Origin of the sequence: Streptomyces sp. NPDC088194, from assembly GCF_040702025.1 — a bacterium.
In the GTDB taxonomy this organism is placed as follows: Bacteria; Actinomycetota; Actinomycetes; order Streptomycetales; family Streptomycetaceae; genus Actinacidiphila.
This window is the reverse complement of the sequence record NZ_JBFBIV010000031.1, coordinates 23,099-40,953: the sequence shown is the minus strand read 5'-3', so window position 1 is coordinate 40,953 and position 17,855 is coordinate 23,099. Positions and strand designations below refer to the sequence as shown.

Annotated in this window: 14 protein-coding genes; 9 read left to right on the top strand and 5 right to left on the bottom strand. The window is 73.0% G+C overall.

The window, feature by feature from the left end:
* Positions 1-21 precede the first annotated feature (21 nt).
* The 4 genes from AB0399_RS19020 to AB0399_RS19005 all read right to left on the bottom strand — a co-directional run bounded on the left by AB0399_RS19020 (position 22) and on the right by AB0399_RS19005 (position 4,408).
* Positions 22-2,094, bottom strand: a complete 2,073-nt coding sequence (locus AB0399_RS19020; RefSeq protein WP_366412094.1) for a phosphocholine-specific phospholipase C — start codon at positions 2,092-2,094, stop codon at positions 22-24.
* A gap of 411 nt (positions 2,095-2,505) precedes the next feature.
* Positions 2,506-2,727, bottom strand: a complete 222-nt coding sequence (locus tag AB0399_RS19015) for a DUF397 domain-containing protein (protein WP_328461100.1) — start codon at positions 2,725-2,727, stop codon at positions 2,506-2,508.
* Positions 2,724-2,984: a Scr1 family TA system antitoxin-like transcriptional regulator gene (locus tag AB0399_RS19010; RefSeq protein WP_366412093.1), complete on the bottom strand. Its 261-nt coding sequence runs from the start codon at positions 2,982-2,984 to the stop codon at positions 2,724-2,726. The genes AB0399_RS19015 and AB0399_RS19010 overlap by 4 nt, the downstream gene beginning before the upstream one ends.
* A gap of 119 nt (positions 2,985-3,103) precedes the next feature.
* Complete coding sequence (locus AB0399_RS19005) at positions 3,104-4,408, bottom strand: tetratricopeptide repeat protein (protein WP_366412123.1); 1,305 nt, start codon at positions 4,406-4,408, stop codon at positions 3,104-3,106.
* A gap of 168 nt (positions 4,409-4,576) precedes the next feature.
* Here AB0399_RS19005 and AB0399_RS19000 point away from each other — a divergent pair, with 168 nt between their 5' ends.
* The 4 genes from AB0399_RS19000 (at position 4,577) to AB0399_RS18985 (ending at position 8,472) form a co-directional block, all read left to right on the top strand.
* The gene (locus tag AB0399_RS19000; protein ID WP_366412122.1) at positions 4,577-5,077 is read left to right on the top strand and encodes an ATP-binding protein; all 501 of its coding nucleotides are present in this window, start codon (positions 4,577-4,579) and stop codon (positions 5,075-5,077) included.
* A 132-nt stretch (positions 5,078-5,209) separates the two neighbouring features.
* Positions 5,210-5,758 carry a hypothetical protein gene (locus AB0399_RS18995; RefSeq protein WP_366412092.1) on the top strand — a complete coding sequence of 183 codons (549 nt, stop codon included), beginning with the start codon at positions 5,210-5,212 and terminating at the stop codon, positions 5,756-5,758.
* A gap of 8 nt (positions 5,759-5,766) precedes the next feature.
* Positions 5,767-6,621: a helix-turn-helix transcriptional regulator gene (locus AB0399_RS18990; RefSeq protein ID WP_366412091.1), complete on the top strand. Its 855-nt coding sequence runs from the start codon at positions 5,767-5,769 to the stop codon at positions 6,619-6,621.
* 198 nt (positions 6,622-6,819) lie between these two features.
* Positions 6,820-8,472, top strand: a complete 1,653-nt coding sequence (locus AB0399_RS18985) for a metallophosphoesterase family protein (protein ID WP_366412090.1) — start codon at positions 6,820-6,822, stop codon at positions 8,470-8,472.
* Positions 8,473-8,610: 138 nt separating this feature from the next.
* Here the strand turns inward: AB0399_RS18985 and AB0399_RS18980 are convergent, their stop codons facing one another.
* Complete coding sequence (locus AB0399_RS18980; protein ID WP_366412089.1) at positions 8,611-9,447, bottom strand: SDR family oxidoreductase; 837 nt, start codon at positions 9,445-9,447, stop codon at positions 8,611-8,613.
* Between the two features lie 147 nt (positions 9,448-9,594).
* Here AB0399_RS18980 and AB0399_RS18975 point away from each other — a divergent pair, with 147 nt between their 5' ends.
* The 5 genes from AB0399_RS18975 (at position 9,595) to AB0399_RS18955 (ending at position 17,846) form a co-directional block, all read left to right on the top strand.
* Positions 9,595-10,200 (top strand): TetR/AcrR family transcriptional regulator, encoded by a 606-nt coding sequence (locus tag AB0399_RS18975; protein WP_329371964.1) that lies wholly within the window; start codon positions 9,595-9,597, stop codon positions 10,198-10,200.
* A 138-nt stretch (positions 10,201-10,338) separates the two neighbouring features.
* Entirely contained in the window at positions 10,339-10,926 is a 588-nt protein-coding gene (locus tag AB0399_RS18970) for a GNAT family N-acetyltransferase (protein ID WP_329371961.1), read from the top strand.
* A gap of 256 nt (positions 10,927-11,182) precedes the next feature.
* On the top strand, positions 11,183-12,667 hold the full coding sequence (locus AB0399_RS18965) for a hypothetical protein (protein WP_366412088.1): 1,485 nt from the start codon (positions 11,183-11,185) through the stop codon (positions 12,665-12,667).
* Positions 12,664-13,872, top strand: coding sequence for a hypothetical protein (locus AB0399_RS18960; RefSeq protein WP_366412087.1), 1,209 nt, complete (start codon positions 12,664-12,666; stop codon positions 13,870-13,872). The genes AB0399_RS18965 and AB0399_RS18960 overlap by 4 nt, the downstream gene beginning before the upstream one ends.
* 428 nt (positions 13,873-14,300) lie before the next feature.
* Entirely contained in the window at positions 14,301-17,846 is a 3,546-nt protein-coding gene (locus AB0399_RS18955; RefSeq protein WP_366412086.1) for a glycosylhydrolase-like jelly roll fold domain-containing protein, read from the top strand.
* Positions 17,847-17,855: the final 9 nt, after the last annotated feature.

The following is a 17,855-nucleotide window of genomic DNA, read 5'->3' as shown; positions in this document are numbered from 1 at the left end:
GGCGCCCCCGCCCGCGGCCGGCTACACCGTCGCGATCGCCGGGTCGCTCACACCCGGGCGGCCGGTCTCCACGTGCCCGGCGAAACGGCGGGTGAACGCGGGGTCGTGGTCGGACAGCACCGTCACGTCGTACCAGCGGCCGGAGCGCGCGAGGTCCAGCCGGTGGTTCTCGCGGCGCCCGGCCCGGACCACGAGCATCCGCTGCTTCCCGTCGTACGCGTTGCGGACCGTGAAGCGGAGGTCGGTGTGCCCGGAGTTGGTGAGGGTCAGCTCGACCTGCCCGGTGAGGGCGTCGTGCCGGGCGGTCACCTCGGCGCCGGTGCGGTGCGCGGAGCCGCCGAAGGCGCGCAGGAAGCCGGCCGGACCGTGCACGGTGAGGTCGTACTCCCCGCCGGAGGTGCCGGTGTCCCAGTGCCCGGAGACGGTGTGCCCCGCGCCGGTGGTGTACGTCCAGGGCCCGTCGGTGCGGTTGCCGGAGGTGACGTGGAAGCAGGCGCCCGCGCCGGTGCCGCCGCCGAAGGTGAGGGTGATCCGCGCGTCGGACGCGGTCACGGCGGCGTCGGTGCGCGGCGCGTAGGGCAGCGGCCTGGTCGGCCGGGAGCCCTTCTCCTGGCGGGGCAGCGCCTGGTGGGCGGGCGGCACCGGTACGTAGGAGTCGTGCCGGTCGGAGTCCGGCGGCTGGTAGCCGTCGGTGCCGGGCAGGTGCGCGGGCCGGTCGTGCGTGAGGGAGAAGTCGAACGCGGAGGTGAGGTCGCCGCAGACGGCGCGCCGCCAGGGCGAGATCTGCGGCTCGCGCACGCCGAACCGCCGCTCGATGAAGCGGAGGACCGAGGTGTGGTCGAACGTCTCGGAGCAGACGTAGCCGCCGGTGCTCCACGGCGAGACCACGATCATCGGCACCCGCTGGCCGAGGCCGTACGGGCCGGGCGCGTAGGTGGCGTCGCCCGGGAAGAGTTCGAGCGAGGTGTCGACGGTGGAGGCGCCCTGCCCGGGCGCGGCGGCGTACGGCGGCACGACGTGGTCGAAGTAGCCGTCGTTCTCGTCGTAGGTGATCAGCAGCGCGGTCCTGCTCCACACCTCGGGGTCGGAGGTGAGCGCGTCGAGCACCTGGGAGATGTACCAGGCGCCGTAGTTCGCGGGCCAGTTGGGGTGCTCGGAGAACGCCTCGGGGGCGGCGATCCAGGACACCTGCGGCAGCCGGCCGGCCTTGACGTCGGCGCGCAGCACGTCGAAGAAGCCGTCGCCCGCCTTGGCGTTCGTGCCGGTGCGGGCCTTGTCGTACAGGGGGTCGCCGGGCTTCGCGTCGCGGTACTGGTCGAAGTAGAGCAGCGAGTTGTCGCCGTAGTTGCCGCGGTAGGCGTCCTCGATCCAGCCCCAGCCGCCGGCCGCGTCGAGGCCGTCGCCGACGTCCTGGTAGATCTTCCAGGAGACGCCGGCCTGCTCCAGCCGCTCGGGGTAGGTGGTCCAGCCGTAGCCGAGTTCGGAGTTGTCGACGACCGGGCCGCCGCCCTTGCCGTCGTTGCCGGTCCAACCGCTCCACAGGTAGTAGCGGTTGGGGTCGGTGCCGCCGATCAGCGAGCAGTGGTACGCGTCGCAGACGGTGAACGCGTCGGCGAGCGCGTAGTGGAACGGGATGTCCTCGCGGGTCAGATGGGCCATCGTGGCGGCGGACTTGGCCGCGATCCACTGGTCGTAGCGGCCGCCGTTGACCGCGGCGTGGCTGCCGGTCCACTCGTGGTTGAGACCCTCGATGAACTTCATCCCCAGGTCCCCCGCGTCCGGGTGGTACGGCAGGACCTCGCCCGCGCCGGCGCCGGTGCCGGTGCCGTCCGGCTGGTGCCACACCGACTTGCCGCTGGGCAGCGTGACCGGGCGGGGGTCGCCGAAGCCGCGGACCCCGCGCAGCGAGCCGAAGTAGTGGTCGAAGGAGCGGTTCTCCTGCATGAGGACGACGATGTGCTCGACGTCCTTGAGGGTGCCGGTGCGGCGGCCGGCCGGGATGGCGGCGGCCCGGGTGATGCTGCCGGACAGGGCGGAGAAGCCGGCGGTGGCGCCCGCGATCTGAAGGAAGCGGCGCCGGTTGAGTTCGGTCATGGCTCGCGAGACCTCTTTGGCTCGGGGCGGGGGTGTGTCGCGGTATCCGGTCGCGGCAGCCCGGTCGGGTGGGTCCCAGACCACCGAGTGCCGGCGAAGGGCGGGTGTCGTCCGCGTGGCGCGCCGAGGTACGGACCGCGAACAGGCTTGCCCGCGGCGGCTGATGGGGTGCCCGGGGGTCCGGGTGCCCGGGCGCGAGGCACCCAGCCTCCCCAAGCCGATCAGACCTTCAACCGTAGTTGGGAAGGGAGGCGCCAGAGGGACACGGTGGACTCGTCGTAGGGGTGTCAGACTCCCAGGGTCGGGAAGCGACCTTCAACGACCGCGTCCACGAAGGTCTGCCACTGCTCGGGCCGGAACGTGAGCGCCGGCCCCGTTGGACAACCAGGGGCCGGCGCCTCCGACATGTGCTCAGGCGAGCAGGTCCTTCTGTCCGGCCTGCACGCTTGCTGTGAACAGCTCGTAGTCCCGACGGGAGACGATCAGGACCTTGGCGTCGGGGTCACCCACGTCCACGGAGTCGCGCAGCGCCACCACCCCGTCCACGAAGGCGACCTCCAGGCAGTTGTTGCCGGCATTGGACATGTCGCTCTTGGCCCAGGTGGCGTTGGTGAGATCGACCTGCTTGTTCATGCGTAGTAGTCCTTGATCAACTCGTGGATGAAGCGGCGCGAGGCCGGGCCGTCGAGGGACTGGGAGCGGAGGTATTCGAGGGCCGACTCGTACCTGCCCACGTCCCCATCCTCCTCCAGGTAGACGGAGGTTGTCATCGTCTCAATGACGGCAACCGGCGGTCCCACCGGGAAGCGGTACATCGTCGGGTACGACGACCTGACCGGCCCGAGGTTCGCGTCGCCACGCTCGCCCTGACGGGCCGTTCGGCTACACACCTGTGGCCAACCTGGCGACCGACAGAGGGGATATCCGATGGGACGTCAGATCACGAGCTCGCTCCACCAATCCCTGCCCGTACGGACGCTCAGGTGAAATCATGCATGAGTGAAGGAGTTCAGGCAGCGATGGTGACACCTGTCGCCCTGGCACGCTCGAACAGCGCCTTCACGTGAGCGTTCCTCGCATGAGGAGAGAGACGGGCGACCATAATCCTCATCTTGTCGTCACATCGACCCGATTGGACCAAGGGGTAGTCGTCCAAGGCGCGATCCCAGGACTGGCAGGCCGCTTCAAGATGCCCGATGTCGAGCTGCCGTTCAGCGGTGAGGCTGTGGTGACGCACTCGGGTGCGCCGGTAGTGGGGGAAGGCAAGCCGGGTGGACTCCTGCATGGCCTTGACAGCCCCGGCACCATCTCTCAGCTCATGCCGTACCTGTGAAAGGTGGTACATCAGCGCAGCAGGATCATAGGACCCGAAGGTTTTGGACTGAGACTCGGCTACATCCATGGCCCGCTCTGCCTCGCTCATGAAGCGCAGCGCCTCAGCCGCGTTTCCGAGCTGCGCAGCCGAGTGTGCTTGTTGCCCTGCCAGGAAGGCCCGCATCCGAGGGCCGGCCTGGGGCGAGGCGGCTGCTGCCGCATCTGCAAGCCTCATGGCGTGACGTCCGTGTCCGAGCTCAACGGCTTGAACAGACATACCTCGCAGCGTCGTGCAGTAGGTCAGGTGGTCTTCAGCAGCCCCGGCCAGTTCGAGCGCCTTGAGGTAGTAGCGCTGGGCCAGGCCGTGAACTCCTTCGTCCACTGCCATGTATCCGGTGAGGTAGCAGAGGTCCGCGGCAGCCGACATCATCGCCCTACGAACGTGTCCGGGCGCTTCGGCCCTCAAGTAGCCGGCCACCGTGTTCACCAGGAACGCGGCGGCCATGGGACGGGCGTGCCGGCCGCCGAACTCGTCGTCGAGGTCGCTGACCTTCTCCGTCATCTGCTGGACCATCTCAACTTCGCCAATACCAATACGGATGGTCTTCCCGGCCGCGAAGGCTTCAGCCCGTCCCACCACGTCAGGCCAGTCCGGGATGGTCAGAGCAACAGAGAACAACGCTGCGCCCAGCACGCTCCTTCGGGACGGGTCCATGTCCTGCCTCCCCAGATCGATCAGACCTTCAACCGTACCCAAAGGCGGCGCAGTTCCAGGGTGCGGGAAGCCAGCCTCTTCGTGGGTGACTGGACGGAAGAGCCTCCGTGACAGGGACTCAAGGATGGCCGCGCGGGTCTCCTTGCGCGGCATGGTGCCACTCAGCCAATGCGACACCGTCGAATGATCGAACCTGGTCGGCTTGCCCAGCTCGGTGCCGACACGATTTACCTCCATGGCGAACCGCTCGTGCTTGATATCGGCTTCCGACAGCAGTCCGGCCAGCCGTCGATTCGAGGTCTTCTCCTGGGCCACGCCAACTCCCGCGAACTTTCACGTGATTCACGCTCTCGCACTGCACACACAGTACCGCTGTATGTGTTCGTGCGGTTGCTTAGTGCGTAGCAACAGAAGCGGGGCTTCGAGCTCCTCGACACGTAGGGAGGTGCAGCGATTAGCGCGCGGTTACTTCACTTCAGGCTCGACCTTGCGTGCGAACCCTCCGCCGTCCGGTTCGCTCGGAGCCACGCTCACGACGTTCTGAAGCAGTGGGCGATGCCCTCCGAGGTGAGGTACGACGCTGCGACCGTGGTCACCGAGCTGACGAGCAACGCCGTTCGCCACGCGGGGAGTTGCGCCGATCCGTTCGGGCCCGGGCAGGTCCGGCCGTCGACCGTACGGCGGTGCGCCCTGACCCTGTGGGTGACCGACACGCGGCTGCACCTCGGGGTGTGGGATCAGAGCAGGGCCCGCCCGGTGCTGCGGCCCGTCTCGTTCGACGCCGAGGGCGGACGCGGGCTCCAGGTGGTGGCCGGTCTCTCCGAGGGGCAGTGGGGCGCCGCGCTGACCCGGCCCGAAGGGAAGGTCGTCTGGGCCGCGCTCCCTCTCCCCGCCGGGTACCGCCCTCGCATCGCACGGGACAGCCCGTTGTCGCGGGCTTCGTCGAGGCGGTGAGCGCGTGAGAACCGTTGCCGCTTCACCGACCCCGATCCGGCGCCCGCCCGGCCGGGCCGGGCCACCCGACGCCCGTCCGCGCCGCGCCGCCACCCGATTCCACCGCCCGACCACGAACAGGAACCCCGCACCATGAACGCCACCCCCTCATCCAGCGCCTTACCCGCCCCCGCTACCCCGCCGGAGCTGAACCCGAAACCGAGGCCGAACCCGAAGCCGAAGCCGGCCCGGCGGTGGGCGATCACCACCACCACCGGAGATACCGCCATCGGCCACCTGCCGGACTGGGCCAGCACCGACCCGAGCGAACACGACGTGCCCCCGCACCAGTTGGCCGCGCGCCTGGCCGACATCAACCACCACGTCCGCTTCCCCGGACAGGTCCTACGCGTCTACTCCCCCGCGAACTCCGAACGGCACCCGATGCCCGTGGAAGTCCTCCACACCAGCATCGACTGCAACCCCTACGCGCCCGACCCCGAACCCCGCGTCCCCGTCGCCAACCTCCACCTCGCCGGAGAGTACTGGCTCACCGACCTCGACCCCGAAGAACTCGGCCACCTCGCGGGCAGCCTCCGGACCCTGGCCGACCGCCTCGATCACCAGGTCCGCCCCACACTCGTCGCCGCCCGCTCCGACTGGACCCGCCACCCGTCCCGCACCACAGGCACCCACCGGTGAAGGCCCACGTGACGAAACCCCGCACTCCGGCGCCGCTGTTCGCGAACGGCGAGATGACCGCCCGCGCCCTGTACGCCCACCAACTCGCCGCGCTGCGCGCGAAGGCCGGACTCACTCTCACCGAACTGTCCGACCAGTGCCACTACGAACAGTCCTACCTGCACCGGCTGGAGACCGGCGGACGACTGGGCACCCTCGACGTCGCCGTCGCCCTGGACCGCCTCTACGACACCGGCGACCTCCTGGTCCGGCTGTGGCACCTGGCCAAACGCGAAGCCAAGCAGCTCGCGGCCGGCGGCATCGCCAGCCTCGAAGCCACCGCCACCACCATCCAGGAATACGCCCTCACCGCCATCCCCGACCTCCTCCTGGCCCCCGCCTACGCCAAGGAGCAACTCGCCGCCACCGGCCCCCACCACCTCCGGGCACTCGACGCCCGCCTCGAAGAACTCCGGCTGCGGCAGGCCCGGTTGACCGCCACCGCGTCCCCGCCGGTCCACTACCGCGCCATCCTCGACGAAATCGTGCTCCAGCACGCGGTTCACCACCCCACCACCTGGGCCGATCAGCTCGACCACCTGATCACCGCCGCCCAACACCCCGCCGTCGCCCTCCACATCCTCCCGCTGGGCGGCGGTCCGCGCGTCCTCCACGGCCCCCTCCAACTCCTCTCCTTCCGCGTCGGCCGTCCCCTCGCCCACGCCCACAGCACGCTCACCGGCCACCTCACCGACGACCCCGACGACGTCGAACAGCTCCGCCAGAGCTACGACAACCTGCGCGACACCGCCCTGACCCCCACCCAGACCCTCACCCACCTCCACGCCCTCCGCACCACCACCGTGACCACGTCCACGTCCTGAACAGCCCGCCCCGACCACCGACGCCAGCCCCGGACGCCGCGACCGGCCCGTCACCGTGGGTTCCGTCGCCGTCCGGCAAGGCGCCGTTCAACTGTCCGTCGCCGCCGGGCGGGAGTCTGCCCGATGTCACCGCGCCGTACCGGTGGCACCGGCACCGCTCAGCACCTCCACGCACCGCATCCGCGCCAAGGAGCCATGATGGTCGCACAGTTGGACCCGCTGGACCCGTCCGAGCCGTCGTCGTCCGAGTCCTCGCCGGAGTCCTCGTCCGGTCCGCGCATCGGCCGCCGGACCGCGGTCGGCCTGCTCGGCACCGCGGGTGCCGCCGCGGTGGCCGCACCGCTGCTGACCGCGACGCCGGCCGCCGCGTCGGCCCCGGGCAGCGCGCCGGCGGGTGCCCCGGCCTTCCACCCGTCGCCGGACGCGGGCGGCGCGCCGCCGGTGCAGGGCCTGCACCTGACGTTCGGCAAGGACCCGTCCACCCAGATGGTGGTCTCCTGGCTGACCGACGCCCCGGTGAAGCGGCCCCGGGTGATGTACGGCACGCTCGACCACGGCCTCGGCTCGGGCGCCGACGCGGTCACCCGCGTCTACGCCGACGGCAAGTCCGGCCGGAAGGTCTACGTCCACCACGCGGCACTGAACCGGCTCTCCCCCGGCAAGCAGTACTTCTACGTCGTCTCGCACGACGGTGCCACCCCCGACAGCGGCACCTTCGCCACCGCGCCGCGCGGCCGGCAGCCGCTCACCTTCACCAGCTTCGGCGACCAGTCGGCACCGCAGGTCACCTGGGCGGCCGACGGCACCGTGGCGCTGGACGCCAACTCCACGCCCGCCACGAAGGACATCGTCACCGGCATCGAGCAGGTCGCGCCGCTGTTCCACCTGCTCAACGGCGACCTGTGCTACGCCAACCTGGACCTGGACCGGGTGCGGACCTGGAACAACTTCTTCACCAACAACACGCGTTCGGCCCGCTTCCGGCCGTGGATGCCCGCCGCGGGCAACCACGAGATCGAGTCGGGCAACGGCCCGATCGGACTGGGCGCCTACCAGACGTACTTCGCGCTGCCGTCGACCGAGACCGACGCCGAACTCGCCGGCCTGTGGTACGCGTTCACCGCCGGCTCGGTGCGGGTCATCGTGCTCCAGAACGACGACAACTGCCTGCAGGACGGCGGCGACCTCTACATCAACGGCTACTCCGGCGGACGCCAGCTCGCTTTCCTGGAGCGGGAGTTGAAGGCCGCCCGGGCGGACCGCGAGATCGACTGGGTGGTCGTCGCCATGCACCAGGTGATGATCTCCTCCTCCGACGCCAACGGCGCCGACCTGGGCCTGCGCGCCAAGTACGGCCCGCTCTTCGACCGCTACCAGGTCGACCTGGTCGTCTGCGGGCACGAGCACAACTACGAGCGGTCGCTCGCCGTGCGCGGCGTCGTCAGCGGCAGCGAGACGCTGACCCCGAACCCGGCGTCCACCCGCACCGACGACATCGACACGGGCCTGGGCACCGTGCACATGGTGCTCGGCGGCGGCGGTGTCTCCGGCACCACCAACCAGTCCTTCTTCAAGGACGGCACCGCGAAGGTCCTCACGGCGGTGGCCGACAGCCGCCCCGAAGGCGGCAAGCGCGCGCCGACCTACGTCAAGGAGGAGGCGGTCTGGACGGGCGTGCGCGACATCGAGCACCCGTACGGTTTCGCGGCCTTCACCGTCGACCCGGGCCGCTTCCCCGGCGACACCACCCGCCTGCACGTCACGTACTACAACGTGGACAAGCCCGCCGGCGAGCTCTCGGTCTTCGAGAAGTTCACGCTGCACCGCAAGCGGTCCGACGCACGTCGCTGACGGCACCCGGTCCACCCGGGCGACACGGTCCGCCCGGGTGGCACGATCCGCCCGGGTGGCTCGCTCGGGTGGCTCGCTCGGGGTCGCCCGACATCGGTCAGGTGGCGGCCGACGCGCACCGGCACCCGGGTCGGCCGGTCACCGCCGGCGCGCGGGCATCACCGTCGGCTGGGAGTCCGGCCGCATCGCCGCATCCGTGCCACCGTCGACCGTCAGCAGGGCGCCGGTGGTGAAGCGGGCCTCCGGGCGCAGGAACTGGTCGACCCAGAAGGCTATGTCCTCGGGGTGGCCGAACACACCGAGCGGCATCGGGGTGGGGAAGGCGTCCGGGTCGAGGTCCTCCTCCTTCATCGTGGAGCCGGTCATCAGCGGGGTGATCACGGCGCCGGGGGCGATGGCGTTGAGGGTGATGCCCCTGCGTGCCCACTCCGGCACGACCGCGGTGGCCCGCACCCACCGGGAGAGAGCGAACTTCGAGGTGGCGTACGCGCTGATGCTCGGGCTGTTCGCGGCGAGTTCGGCCGGCAACCCGCCCTGCCCGGCCCGCGCGTGCTCCCGGGCCGCCTGCTCGTCGCCGGCGAGCATCAGCTCCACCAGCGGCTCGTCGATCATCGGCACGGTGGTCGAGGAGTTCGAGCTGATCACCACGGCGCGTCCCCCGCCGGCGGCCTCCAGCGCCGGGCGCAGCCCGTTCAGCAGGGCCACCGGGCCGAAGTAGTTGATCGAGGCGACGACGCCGGCGTCACGCATCTGCGGTCCGACGCCCGCCACCGCCGCGACACCGTCCAGCCGGCCGCCGGCGAGCCGGATGACCTCCCGGACGGCGTGCGCCCGGCCCTCGGCCGTACCCAGGTCGGCGACGACGTCGGCGTCCCGCAGGTCCACTCCGATGACGCGGTGTCCCGCGGCGCGCAGCCGGGCGGCGCTGGCCGCGCCCATGCCCGAGGCCGAGCCGGTGACGGCGTATGTACCCATGGTGAATCTCCTTCGTGCGGTGCTCGGTCACCGTGGCGACCGTGGTGGTGCTTGTCGGTCACGGGCGTCCCGTCACCGTTTTCGATCGTAGTTCAATCACTGATTGAATGACGTCATGACCCACGTCACCTGTGGTGCAATGGCTCCGTGAGTCATCCGGACACCACGACGCGGCAACGCCTCCTCGCCGCCGCCAAGACGCTGTTCCTGGAGAAGGGCGCCGACCAGGTCTCGCTGCGCGCGGTGAACGCGGCGGCCGGGCTGAACCCGGGGGCGGTCCACTACCACTTCGGCTCCCGCGAGGGCCTGATCTCGGCACTGCTCGAACAGGAGCTGAGCCCGGTGTGGCGGTCCTGGTGGGACCGCGTGCCCGAGGACGGCGCCGGCGCCGAGGACCTGGCGGCGGGGCTCGTCGAGCCGTTCGCCGAGCTGGTCGGGACGCGTGACGGCCGCGTGCTCGTGCACCTGCTGGCGCGTACGGCGCTGCCCGCCGGCCAGCTTCCGAACGTCTCGACGCCCTACACCCCCGCTCCCTTCGAGGTGCGGCTTGGCCGTGCGCTGCCCGAGCTGACCCCGCAGGAAGTCACCGAGCGGTGCGCGCTGGCGTCCGCCCTGGTGCTGGAGGTCTACGGGCGCCCGCTGGCGCGCACGGCCGCCGAGAACCACGCCTTCCCCGACACCCGCACCGTCGTCGCCTTCGTGCTGGCCGGGCTGACCGCCCCGCCGGTCGGGCGTCGCGCACCCGGGGCGTAGCCCGGACCCGGCCGCGCGAGGCGCGGGCGATGCGTCAAAAGGGGCACTCGGCGGCCCGCACCGCGGGTGGGGTGCGGCCAGGTGCACCCGGGTGAGCTACGATCCGCCGAGTCCCCCGAATCACGCAGGAGGCGTCACGTGGCCGACAGCGAATACCGCGTCGAGGTCGACGGCGCACGCGTGCTGACTCCGCGGCTGGTCCTGCGGCCGTGGCAGGACGACGACGCCGCTGGCGCCCTCGCGGTGTACGGCGCCGACGAGGTGACCCGCTGGCTGGCCCCGGCCATGACCCGCACCCCGGACGCCGAAGCGATGCGCGACCTGCTCGCCTGCTGGCGGGCGAACTGCGAGGAGATGGAGCCCCCGGCCGGGCGCTGGGCCGTCACCCGCCGCGACACCGGCGAGCTGGTGGGCGGCGCGGCCCTGCTCCCGCTGCCCCCGTACGGCGTGGACCTGGAGGTCGGCTGGCAGTTGGCCCCCACCGCGTGGGGCCAGGGGTACGCCTCGGAGGCCGGGCACGCCGTGGCGCACTACGCGTTCGAGGCGGGCGTCGACGAGATCTTCGCCGTCGTCCGCCCCCGCAACGAGCGCGGCGCCGCCACCGCCCGGCGGGTCGGCATGGAGTGGGTCGGCGAGACCGAGAAGTACTACGACCTGCGGCTCCAGGTGTACCGCCTGCGCAAGGCCGAGTTCCCGCCGGCCCCCGCGCCGCGCACCGCCGAGTAGCCCGCACCCGGCGCCCGTACGAACCCGGCCGTCGTACGGCGGCGGCGCGGCGGCGAACCCGGGTCGGACGCGGGTCGGACCCGGCGCGGGAGCGGCCGGGCGAAATGCGGGAGAGCCGCGCGGACCCCTGCTGTTACCGTACGAGGGCCGGCCGCGGGACTCCGGTGCGACTTCCGGAACCTGCCTGTAAAGCAATGATTCGCAGCTCGCGCCCTCACACCCCGGCCGGCGTCCGTCGCCATGGAGGGGGTGCGCGGTGCCGGCTGCGCCGGAGGGCCTGGTGGCCGCCGAGGACGTGCTGCTGTTCGTGAACGCGGCGGTCACGGCGACCGGCCAGCGCGAGTTCCACAGCGGAGCGGACCGGCAGCGGATGTCCCTGGACTTCCTGCACGCGTACATGCTCGGCAACTACCGGGAGTTGTACGCGGCCGCCCTCGCGCTGGGCGTCAACGACCACAACGCGGCGCTGATCGTCCGGCACCTGCTGGAGACCGCGGGCGAGGCGGGCCCCGAACAGCGCCGTACCGAGGGCGCGTTGATCGCCCGGCGGCTCGAACTGCTCCCGCCGCAGCGGGTGTACGCCCTGTTCGGCGAGCTGCGCGCGGCCCGGGTGAACAACCGCCGTACCCGGGCGATCATCCGGGACTGGCTCGCCACGCGGCCCGACCCGGCGTTCGACGCGGTGAAGTACCGCGCGGGGGTGAAGGGCGCCCTGCGCCACGCCCATCTGCCTTCGGCCACCGAGGAGTTGGGGCCGTTCCTGTTCGCGCCGCGCAGCCGCACCCGGTTTCGCCACCCGCTGCTGGACGCGCGCCGCCGGGCCCGCTACGAGCAGGCGGCGCTCTACGAGCTGCCGTTCACCGTCGCGGAGGGGTTCGCGGCGCGGCACGGCATCGCCCGCGAGGTGTTCCTGGAGCGGATCGCGCCGCGGCTGACCCGCCTGGAGCGGCTGCGCCTGCAGGAGTCGGCCAAGCGCGCCGGCGCCGAGGCGGTCCGCACCGACCTGGCCCGGATGCCGCTGACCCGGCTCGCCTCCTACGTCCTGGGGCTGCCGGCCCCGGACCGGGTGGAGCGGCGGGCCGAGCTGACCGCCGCCCTGACCGCCGCCGCGCGCCGTACCGCCGGTACGCGGGCCGGGAGTTGGGGCCGGGTGACGGCGGTGCTCGACGACTCGTACTCCGCGTACGCGTCCGGCCAGAAGCGGCGCCGGCCGCTGGCGGTCGCGCTCGCCGCGCACTTCCTGCTGGCGGCGCTGGCCGGTTCGTACCGGGCGCTGTGGACCTCGGGCCGTACGGACGCGCTGCTGGCCCGTCCGCAGGGGCCCACCCCGCTCGGCGCCCGGCTGCTGGACGCGCTGGAGACCGGGCCCGACCTGCTGCTGGTGGTCTCCGACGGCTTCGACAACGCGCCGCCGGGCCTGGCCGCGGAGGTGCTGCGGGTGTGGCGCACCCGTATCGACCCTGCCGGCCGTACCGACGTGGTCCACCTCAACCCGGTTTACGACGCGCGGGAGTTCGAGGTGCGCCGGCTGTCCCCCGCCGTGCCGACCGCGGGCATCCGCGACGCGGAGGACCTGCCGGCGCTGGTCGAGCTGGCCGCGTTCGCCACCGGGCGCACCGGGCTGCCGCGGCTGCGGGCGCACCTGGACGCGAGGGTCGCGGAGTTCCTGGCGGCGGCGCCCGAGCGCTTCCCGGCCGAGCCCGCCGCCGGGGCGGCCGAGACCGCCGGGGGCACGGCATGAGCGGCACCTTCCGGCTGGACCTGGCCGGCCTCGAACCCGGCCCCGCCCAGGTGTGGGGCGGTGTCCGGCTCGTCCCGCTGCTGCGGGCCGAGCCGGTCGAGGGGCTGCGGCTGCACGCCGAGCTGTACCGCGACGGGTACGGCGTGGTGGCCGTCGGCCCGCGCACCGCGTACACCTCCTACATCCCGCACGGCTTCGTCGCGGACTGGGGCGCCGACACCGGGCACACCGGTCCGGCCGCCGCGTACGGCACGCAGTTGCGCGGCGGGCCCGACGGCGGCGGCGCACCGGGCCGGGGCGGGCGCGCGGGCGGCAAGGGACACGGCGAGCCGCCGCTCTCCTGCGTGCCGCTCACCCTGCACCGGCGGATGGCCCGCCGCGAGGCGAAGCACCGGCTGCGGTTCCTGCCGCTGCACCTGGCGCTGGAGGGCTATCTGAGCCTGCACTTCGGCGGTCCGTCCATCGCCTGGGCGGAGTGGTCCCGGCAGGCGTTGCGGCGCGGGCTGTCGCCGCGGGCGGAGGAGGCGTACCGCGGCGCCGAGGTGAGCGGACTCGACGACGCGCTGCGGATCTTCGAGGTGCACCCCGGGCAGTGCGGGACGGCGGTCTACGTCGCGGACGCGCTGGCCGCCGTGTTCGCGGTGCCCCACCCGGAGGACTACCGGGCCCTGCACGACACCCTCCTGCTCGACCTGTACGGCGAACTCGTCCACCAGTACGCCCTGTTCGGCTCGCCGGTGCCGGAGTTCAGGCCCGCGCTCGGCGAGCCCGGGTCGCTGCCGGAACTGCGCGCCGCCGTCGCCCGGGAGGAGCGCGGCTGGCGGGAGTTCCACGACGGCACGATGGCCGCGGGGCTGCTGGACGCGGAGTACCGCGCCCAACGGGTCTACCGGGCAGGTCCGTTCACGCTCCAACGGTTCCGGCCGGCCTTCCTGCCGCGCCGGGAGAACCACATCGGCGAGGCGATCACGACCCGTGACGGGCGCGTCGCCTACCTCAAGACGTTCCGGCTGTCCGAGGCCCAGGTGCGGCGCGGCCACCTGCTCAGCCGGCTGGCCGCCAACGACTGGCACTTCGGCGCCACCGCCACCGAACTCGGCCTCACCGAAGCCGAGTTGGCGCAGCGCCTGCGCTCCGCCGGATTCGGCCACCTGCTGCGCCAGGACATCGCCGACGCCTTCCGCGCCCGCGCCGCCCACGGCTGACCGGGGCGGTCCGCGCACGGTGGGCCGGACGGCGCCGGCGTGACGCGTACGCGGCACCCCCCGCACACGCTTCCCCCGCACCCTGCGCCCCACACCCCGCGCCCGTCGAGGCCTCACCCCCGCCACCGCACTGAATCGTTCAATTCCGCGCCCTCCTTCCCACCGCCACCACACCCAGCCCCGGTCCAGCGGCGGGCGGCCCGGACCGGACCGGCATACACCACTCGGCACGCCTTCAACTGCGCCGACCCCATCAACCGATCCGCGCACGAGCATTGACGCCCACCCGGCGGCTGCCCTAGCGTCCCTGACGATTCGTTTGAATCATTTCATTCCGTCCGCCGGGAAAGGCGGCCCGGCGGAGGACATCCGGGGCCGCGTGCGCGCGGGGCCGGTGTGTCGGACGCATGCTCCACGGAGGGAATCCGATGAACGACGACGGCTGTCCGACGTCCGGCGGCAGTGCCCGTCCACCCGTCTCCCGGCGCCGGGTGCTCCAGGTCGCGGCGGCCGCCGCGGCCGCCGGCACCGTGGGGAGCTTCTGGCAGCCCGCCTACGCGAGCGCACCCGGCACCGCACCCGGCACCACCCACGGAGCCTTCTCCACGGGGAGGTTCGCCGATCCGCCGGCGGACAGCATGCCGCTGGTCCTGTGGTTCTGGAACGGCGCCGTCACCGACGACCTGATCGACTCCACGCTCGCCGATCTGCGTGCCAAGGGCATCAGCGAGGTGCTGGTCTTCCCGTTCGACACCGGCGCGCTCCAGCCGGCGTTCTTCACCGAGGACTGGTTCGCGGTGGTCGAGCACACCCTGCGCGAGGCCCAGCGGCACGGCATGCGGATCTGGCTCTTCAACGACGACTTCTTCCCCAGCGGCCGGGCCGGTGGTCTCGTGGCCGAGGGCGGTACGGTCGGCACCCGCACCTACCGGCCGCGCCCCGACCTGCGCACCAAGTGCGTGGTGCACACCGGCAGTCAGGTGACCGGAGGCGCCCGGGTGCCGCTGGCCGCCGCCGCGCTCTCCGTCGCCGGCGGCCGGCTCGTGGTGGACGCGGCCGCGTACGACGGCGTGCGCGTGCTCAAGGACGGTGCCGGCTGGGGCGATTACACGGTGTCCGGCACGGTCCGCGTCGAGTCGGGCACCGCCGGGCTGATGGTCCGCTGCGCCGACGCGTACAACGGCTACCTCGCGGACCTGCGGGCCGACGGCGGGGTGGACGTGTGGCGGCAGACCGGCGGCGCGTTCTCGCTGCTGCGCGCCGGCACCGCGGTGGCCGGCTTCGACCCCGGCGCCGACCACCGGCTCCAGGTCACCGTCGAGGGGCAGCGGATCACGCCGTCGCTGGACGGCACCGACCTGGGCCCGGTCACCGACGGTTCGCATCCCGCCGGGACGGTCGGGGTACGGGCGACGGCGACGCAGCGCTCGTCCTGGGCCGCGCTGACCGTGACGGGCGCGGACGGCGGCCGGTGGTACACGGGTGCGTTCGACGACCCCTCCGCCGTCCTGGACTTCGCGGTGCCCTCCGACCTGGGCGAGACGTTCGCCGCCTCGGCCCGCCCGCTGGACGCGGACGGGGACGCGGTGGCTCGGACGGTGGAGCTGACCGGTTCGGTGGGCGCGGGAGCGGTGTGGACGGTGCCGGAAGGCCGGTGGCAGCTCGACGTGTTCAGCGTGCGCACGCTGGCCGACTCCGGCGGCAGCCGGCGCGACTACCTGGACCTGATGGACGACGAGGCGGTGGGCCTGTTCATGGACGCCGTGCCGGGCGAGTACGTCCGGCGCTTCCCGTGGGCGGTCGGCGGGGTGCTGCGCGGCTTCGCCGACGACGAGCCGTTCGTGGCGTCCGCGTCCGCGGAGTGGGCGCAGGTGCCGTGGTCGCCGACGCTGGCCGCGGAGATCGACCGGCTGGCCGGCGAACTCGCCCGCGACGCGGCGGCAGGCGCCGGCAGTAGCGGGCACGGTGGCACCGGGCGCGGCGGCACCGGCCACGGCAGCGGAAAGGCCGCCGGAAAGGACGGCGGGAAGCCCCGACCCGCCGGGCTCGGCACCGTGTTGTCGGCCGTGTTCACCGATCTCGGCGAGCACGGCGGCGAGTTGCGCGGGCTGTTCTGGCGGGCCGTGTCCAACCGCTTCTCCGACGCCTACTACAAGGGGATCGGCACCTGGACCGGCCGGCACGGCCTGGAGCTGATCTCCAACCCGCTGTGGGACGAGTACGGTCCGGCCGAGCAGATCAAGAGCACCGGCAACCTCAACACCGCGCACCAGTGGGCGCAGGTGCCGGGCACCGACCTGATCTCCGACCAGTTCCAGCGCGGCTACTACCGCACCCTGCCGCGCTGGCCGGCGTCGGCGGCCCACCAGGTGGGCAGGGAGCGGGTCTACCTGGAGGCGATGGGCGCCGCGGGCTGGCAGGTGACGCCGTCCTTCACCCGCCAGGTGATCGGGGCGTTCGTGGTGCGGGGCATCAACAAGGTGCTGCTGCACGCGCGGTTCTCCGACTCCGGCGACATCGTCTTCGCGCCGCCGTTCCAGCCGGAGAACCCGTGGTGGAACGTGTCGGCGCCGCTCAACGAGTGGATCGGGCGGCTGGTGCAGGCCGCGCGCGGCACCCCGGCGGCGCGGACCGCGCTGCTCCAGCCGCAGCGGGCCGCCGAGGCGTACCAGGACCGGCCGGAGCGGACCGCGATCGACGACGCGTTCATCGGCGCGGTGCACGCCCTGGAGGACCGCCAGATCGACTTCGACTTCGTGGACGAGGGTGCGCTGACCGGTGACCCGGCGCTGATCGAGCACGCGCGGACATCGGGCGGCGCGCTCACCGTCGGGCACGGGCGCTACACGGTGGCGGTGCTGCCGGAGACTCCCCTGCTGTCGCTGGCGGCCGTTGCGGCGCTGACGGCGTTCGTGGACGGCGGCGGCACGCTGGTGGCCGTGGGCGCGTTGCCGGCGAAGGAGGCCGCCGGTCGTGACGCGGACCTGGCCGGCGCGCTGTCCGCGCTGTTCTCGGGCCGCCGGGCGAAGCGGGCGCTGCGGGCGGCGGACGCCCCGGCCGCGGCGGCGCGGGTGGTGGCGGCGGGCGCGGCGGCGGCCGTCCTGACGCCGCCGGTGCCGGAGGTGCGGGTGCTGCGGCTGGCGCAGGGCGGCGAGGAGTCGTTCCTGGTGAACAACGAGCACGCGGCGGCGGTGGAGTCGACCGCGGTCTTCCCGGCGATCGGGGTGCCGCTGGTCTGCGACCCGGACACCGGCGCGGCGGCGCCCGCCGGGGTGTGGCACCCGGCGGCGTTCCCCGGCCGGAGCGGCGGGGGTACGGCGGTGCCGCTCGCGCTGGAGGCCGGGCAGGCGGTGCTGGTGGTCTTCCGGCAGCCGTCCGGGGGTGATCCGGCGCACGCGATCGCGGCGAACGTCCCGGTGCGGCAGGTGCGGGTGCGCGGCGCGGCCGCGGTGGCGACGGTCCAGGTGACGGCGCCGGGCACGGTCCGGGTCACCGCGCAGGACGGGGGCCGCCGCTTCGCGGGAAGCCTGGACGTCACCGACCCGCTCGCGGCGGTGGCGCTGGACGGCGACTGGAGCTTCCGCTTCGACACCGGCGGGGCACCGGCGGCGGACCGCCCGCTGGGCTCGTGGACGGAGCTGGACCCGTCGTGGTCGGGCGCGGCGTCGTACGAGCGGACCTTCACCCTTCCCGCGGCCACGCTGTCCGGACGGCGGTGGACGCTCGACCTCGGCGCCGTACGCGATGTCGCGGAGGTCGAGGTGAACGGTGTCGCGCTGCCGTCCCGGCTGTGGGCGCCCTACCGGTTCGACGTGACCGACGCGCTGCACGCGGGCGCGAACACCATACGGGTACGGGTGACGAACACCGGCGCCAACGCCCACGGCGACGCGCAGGTGTCCGGTCTGCTCGGCCCGGTGCTGCTGCGGCCGTCCCGCGTGGAGGAGGTGCGGCTGACCCGGTCGGGCGGATGAGCGTGCCGC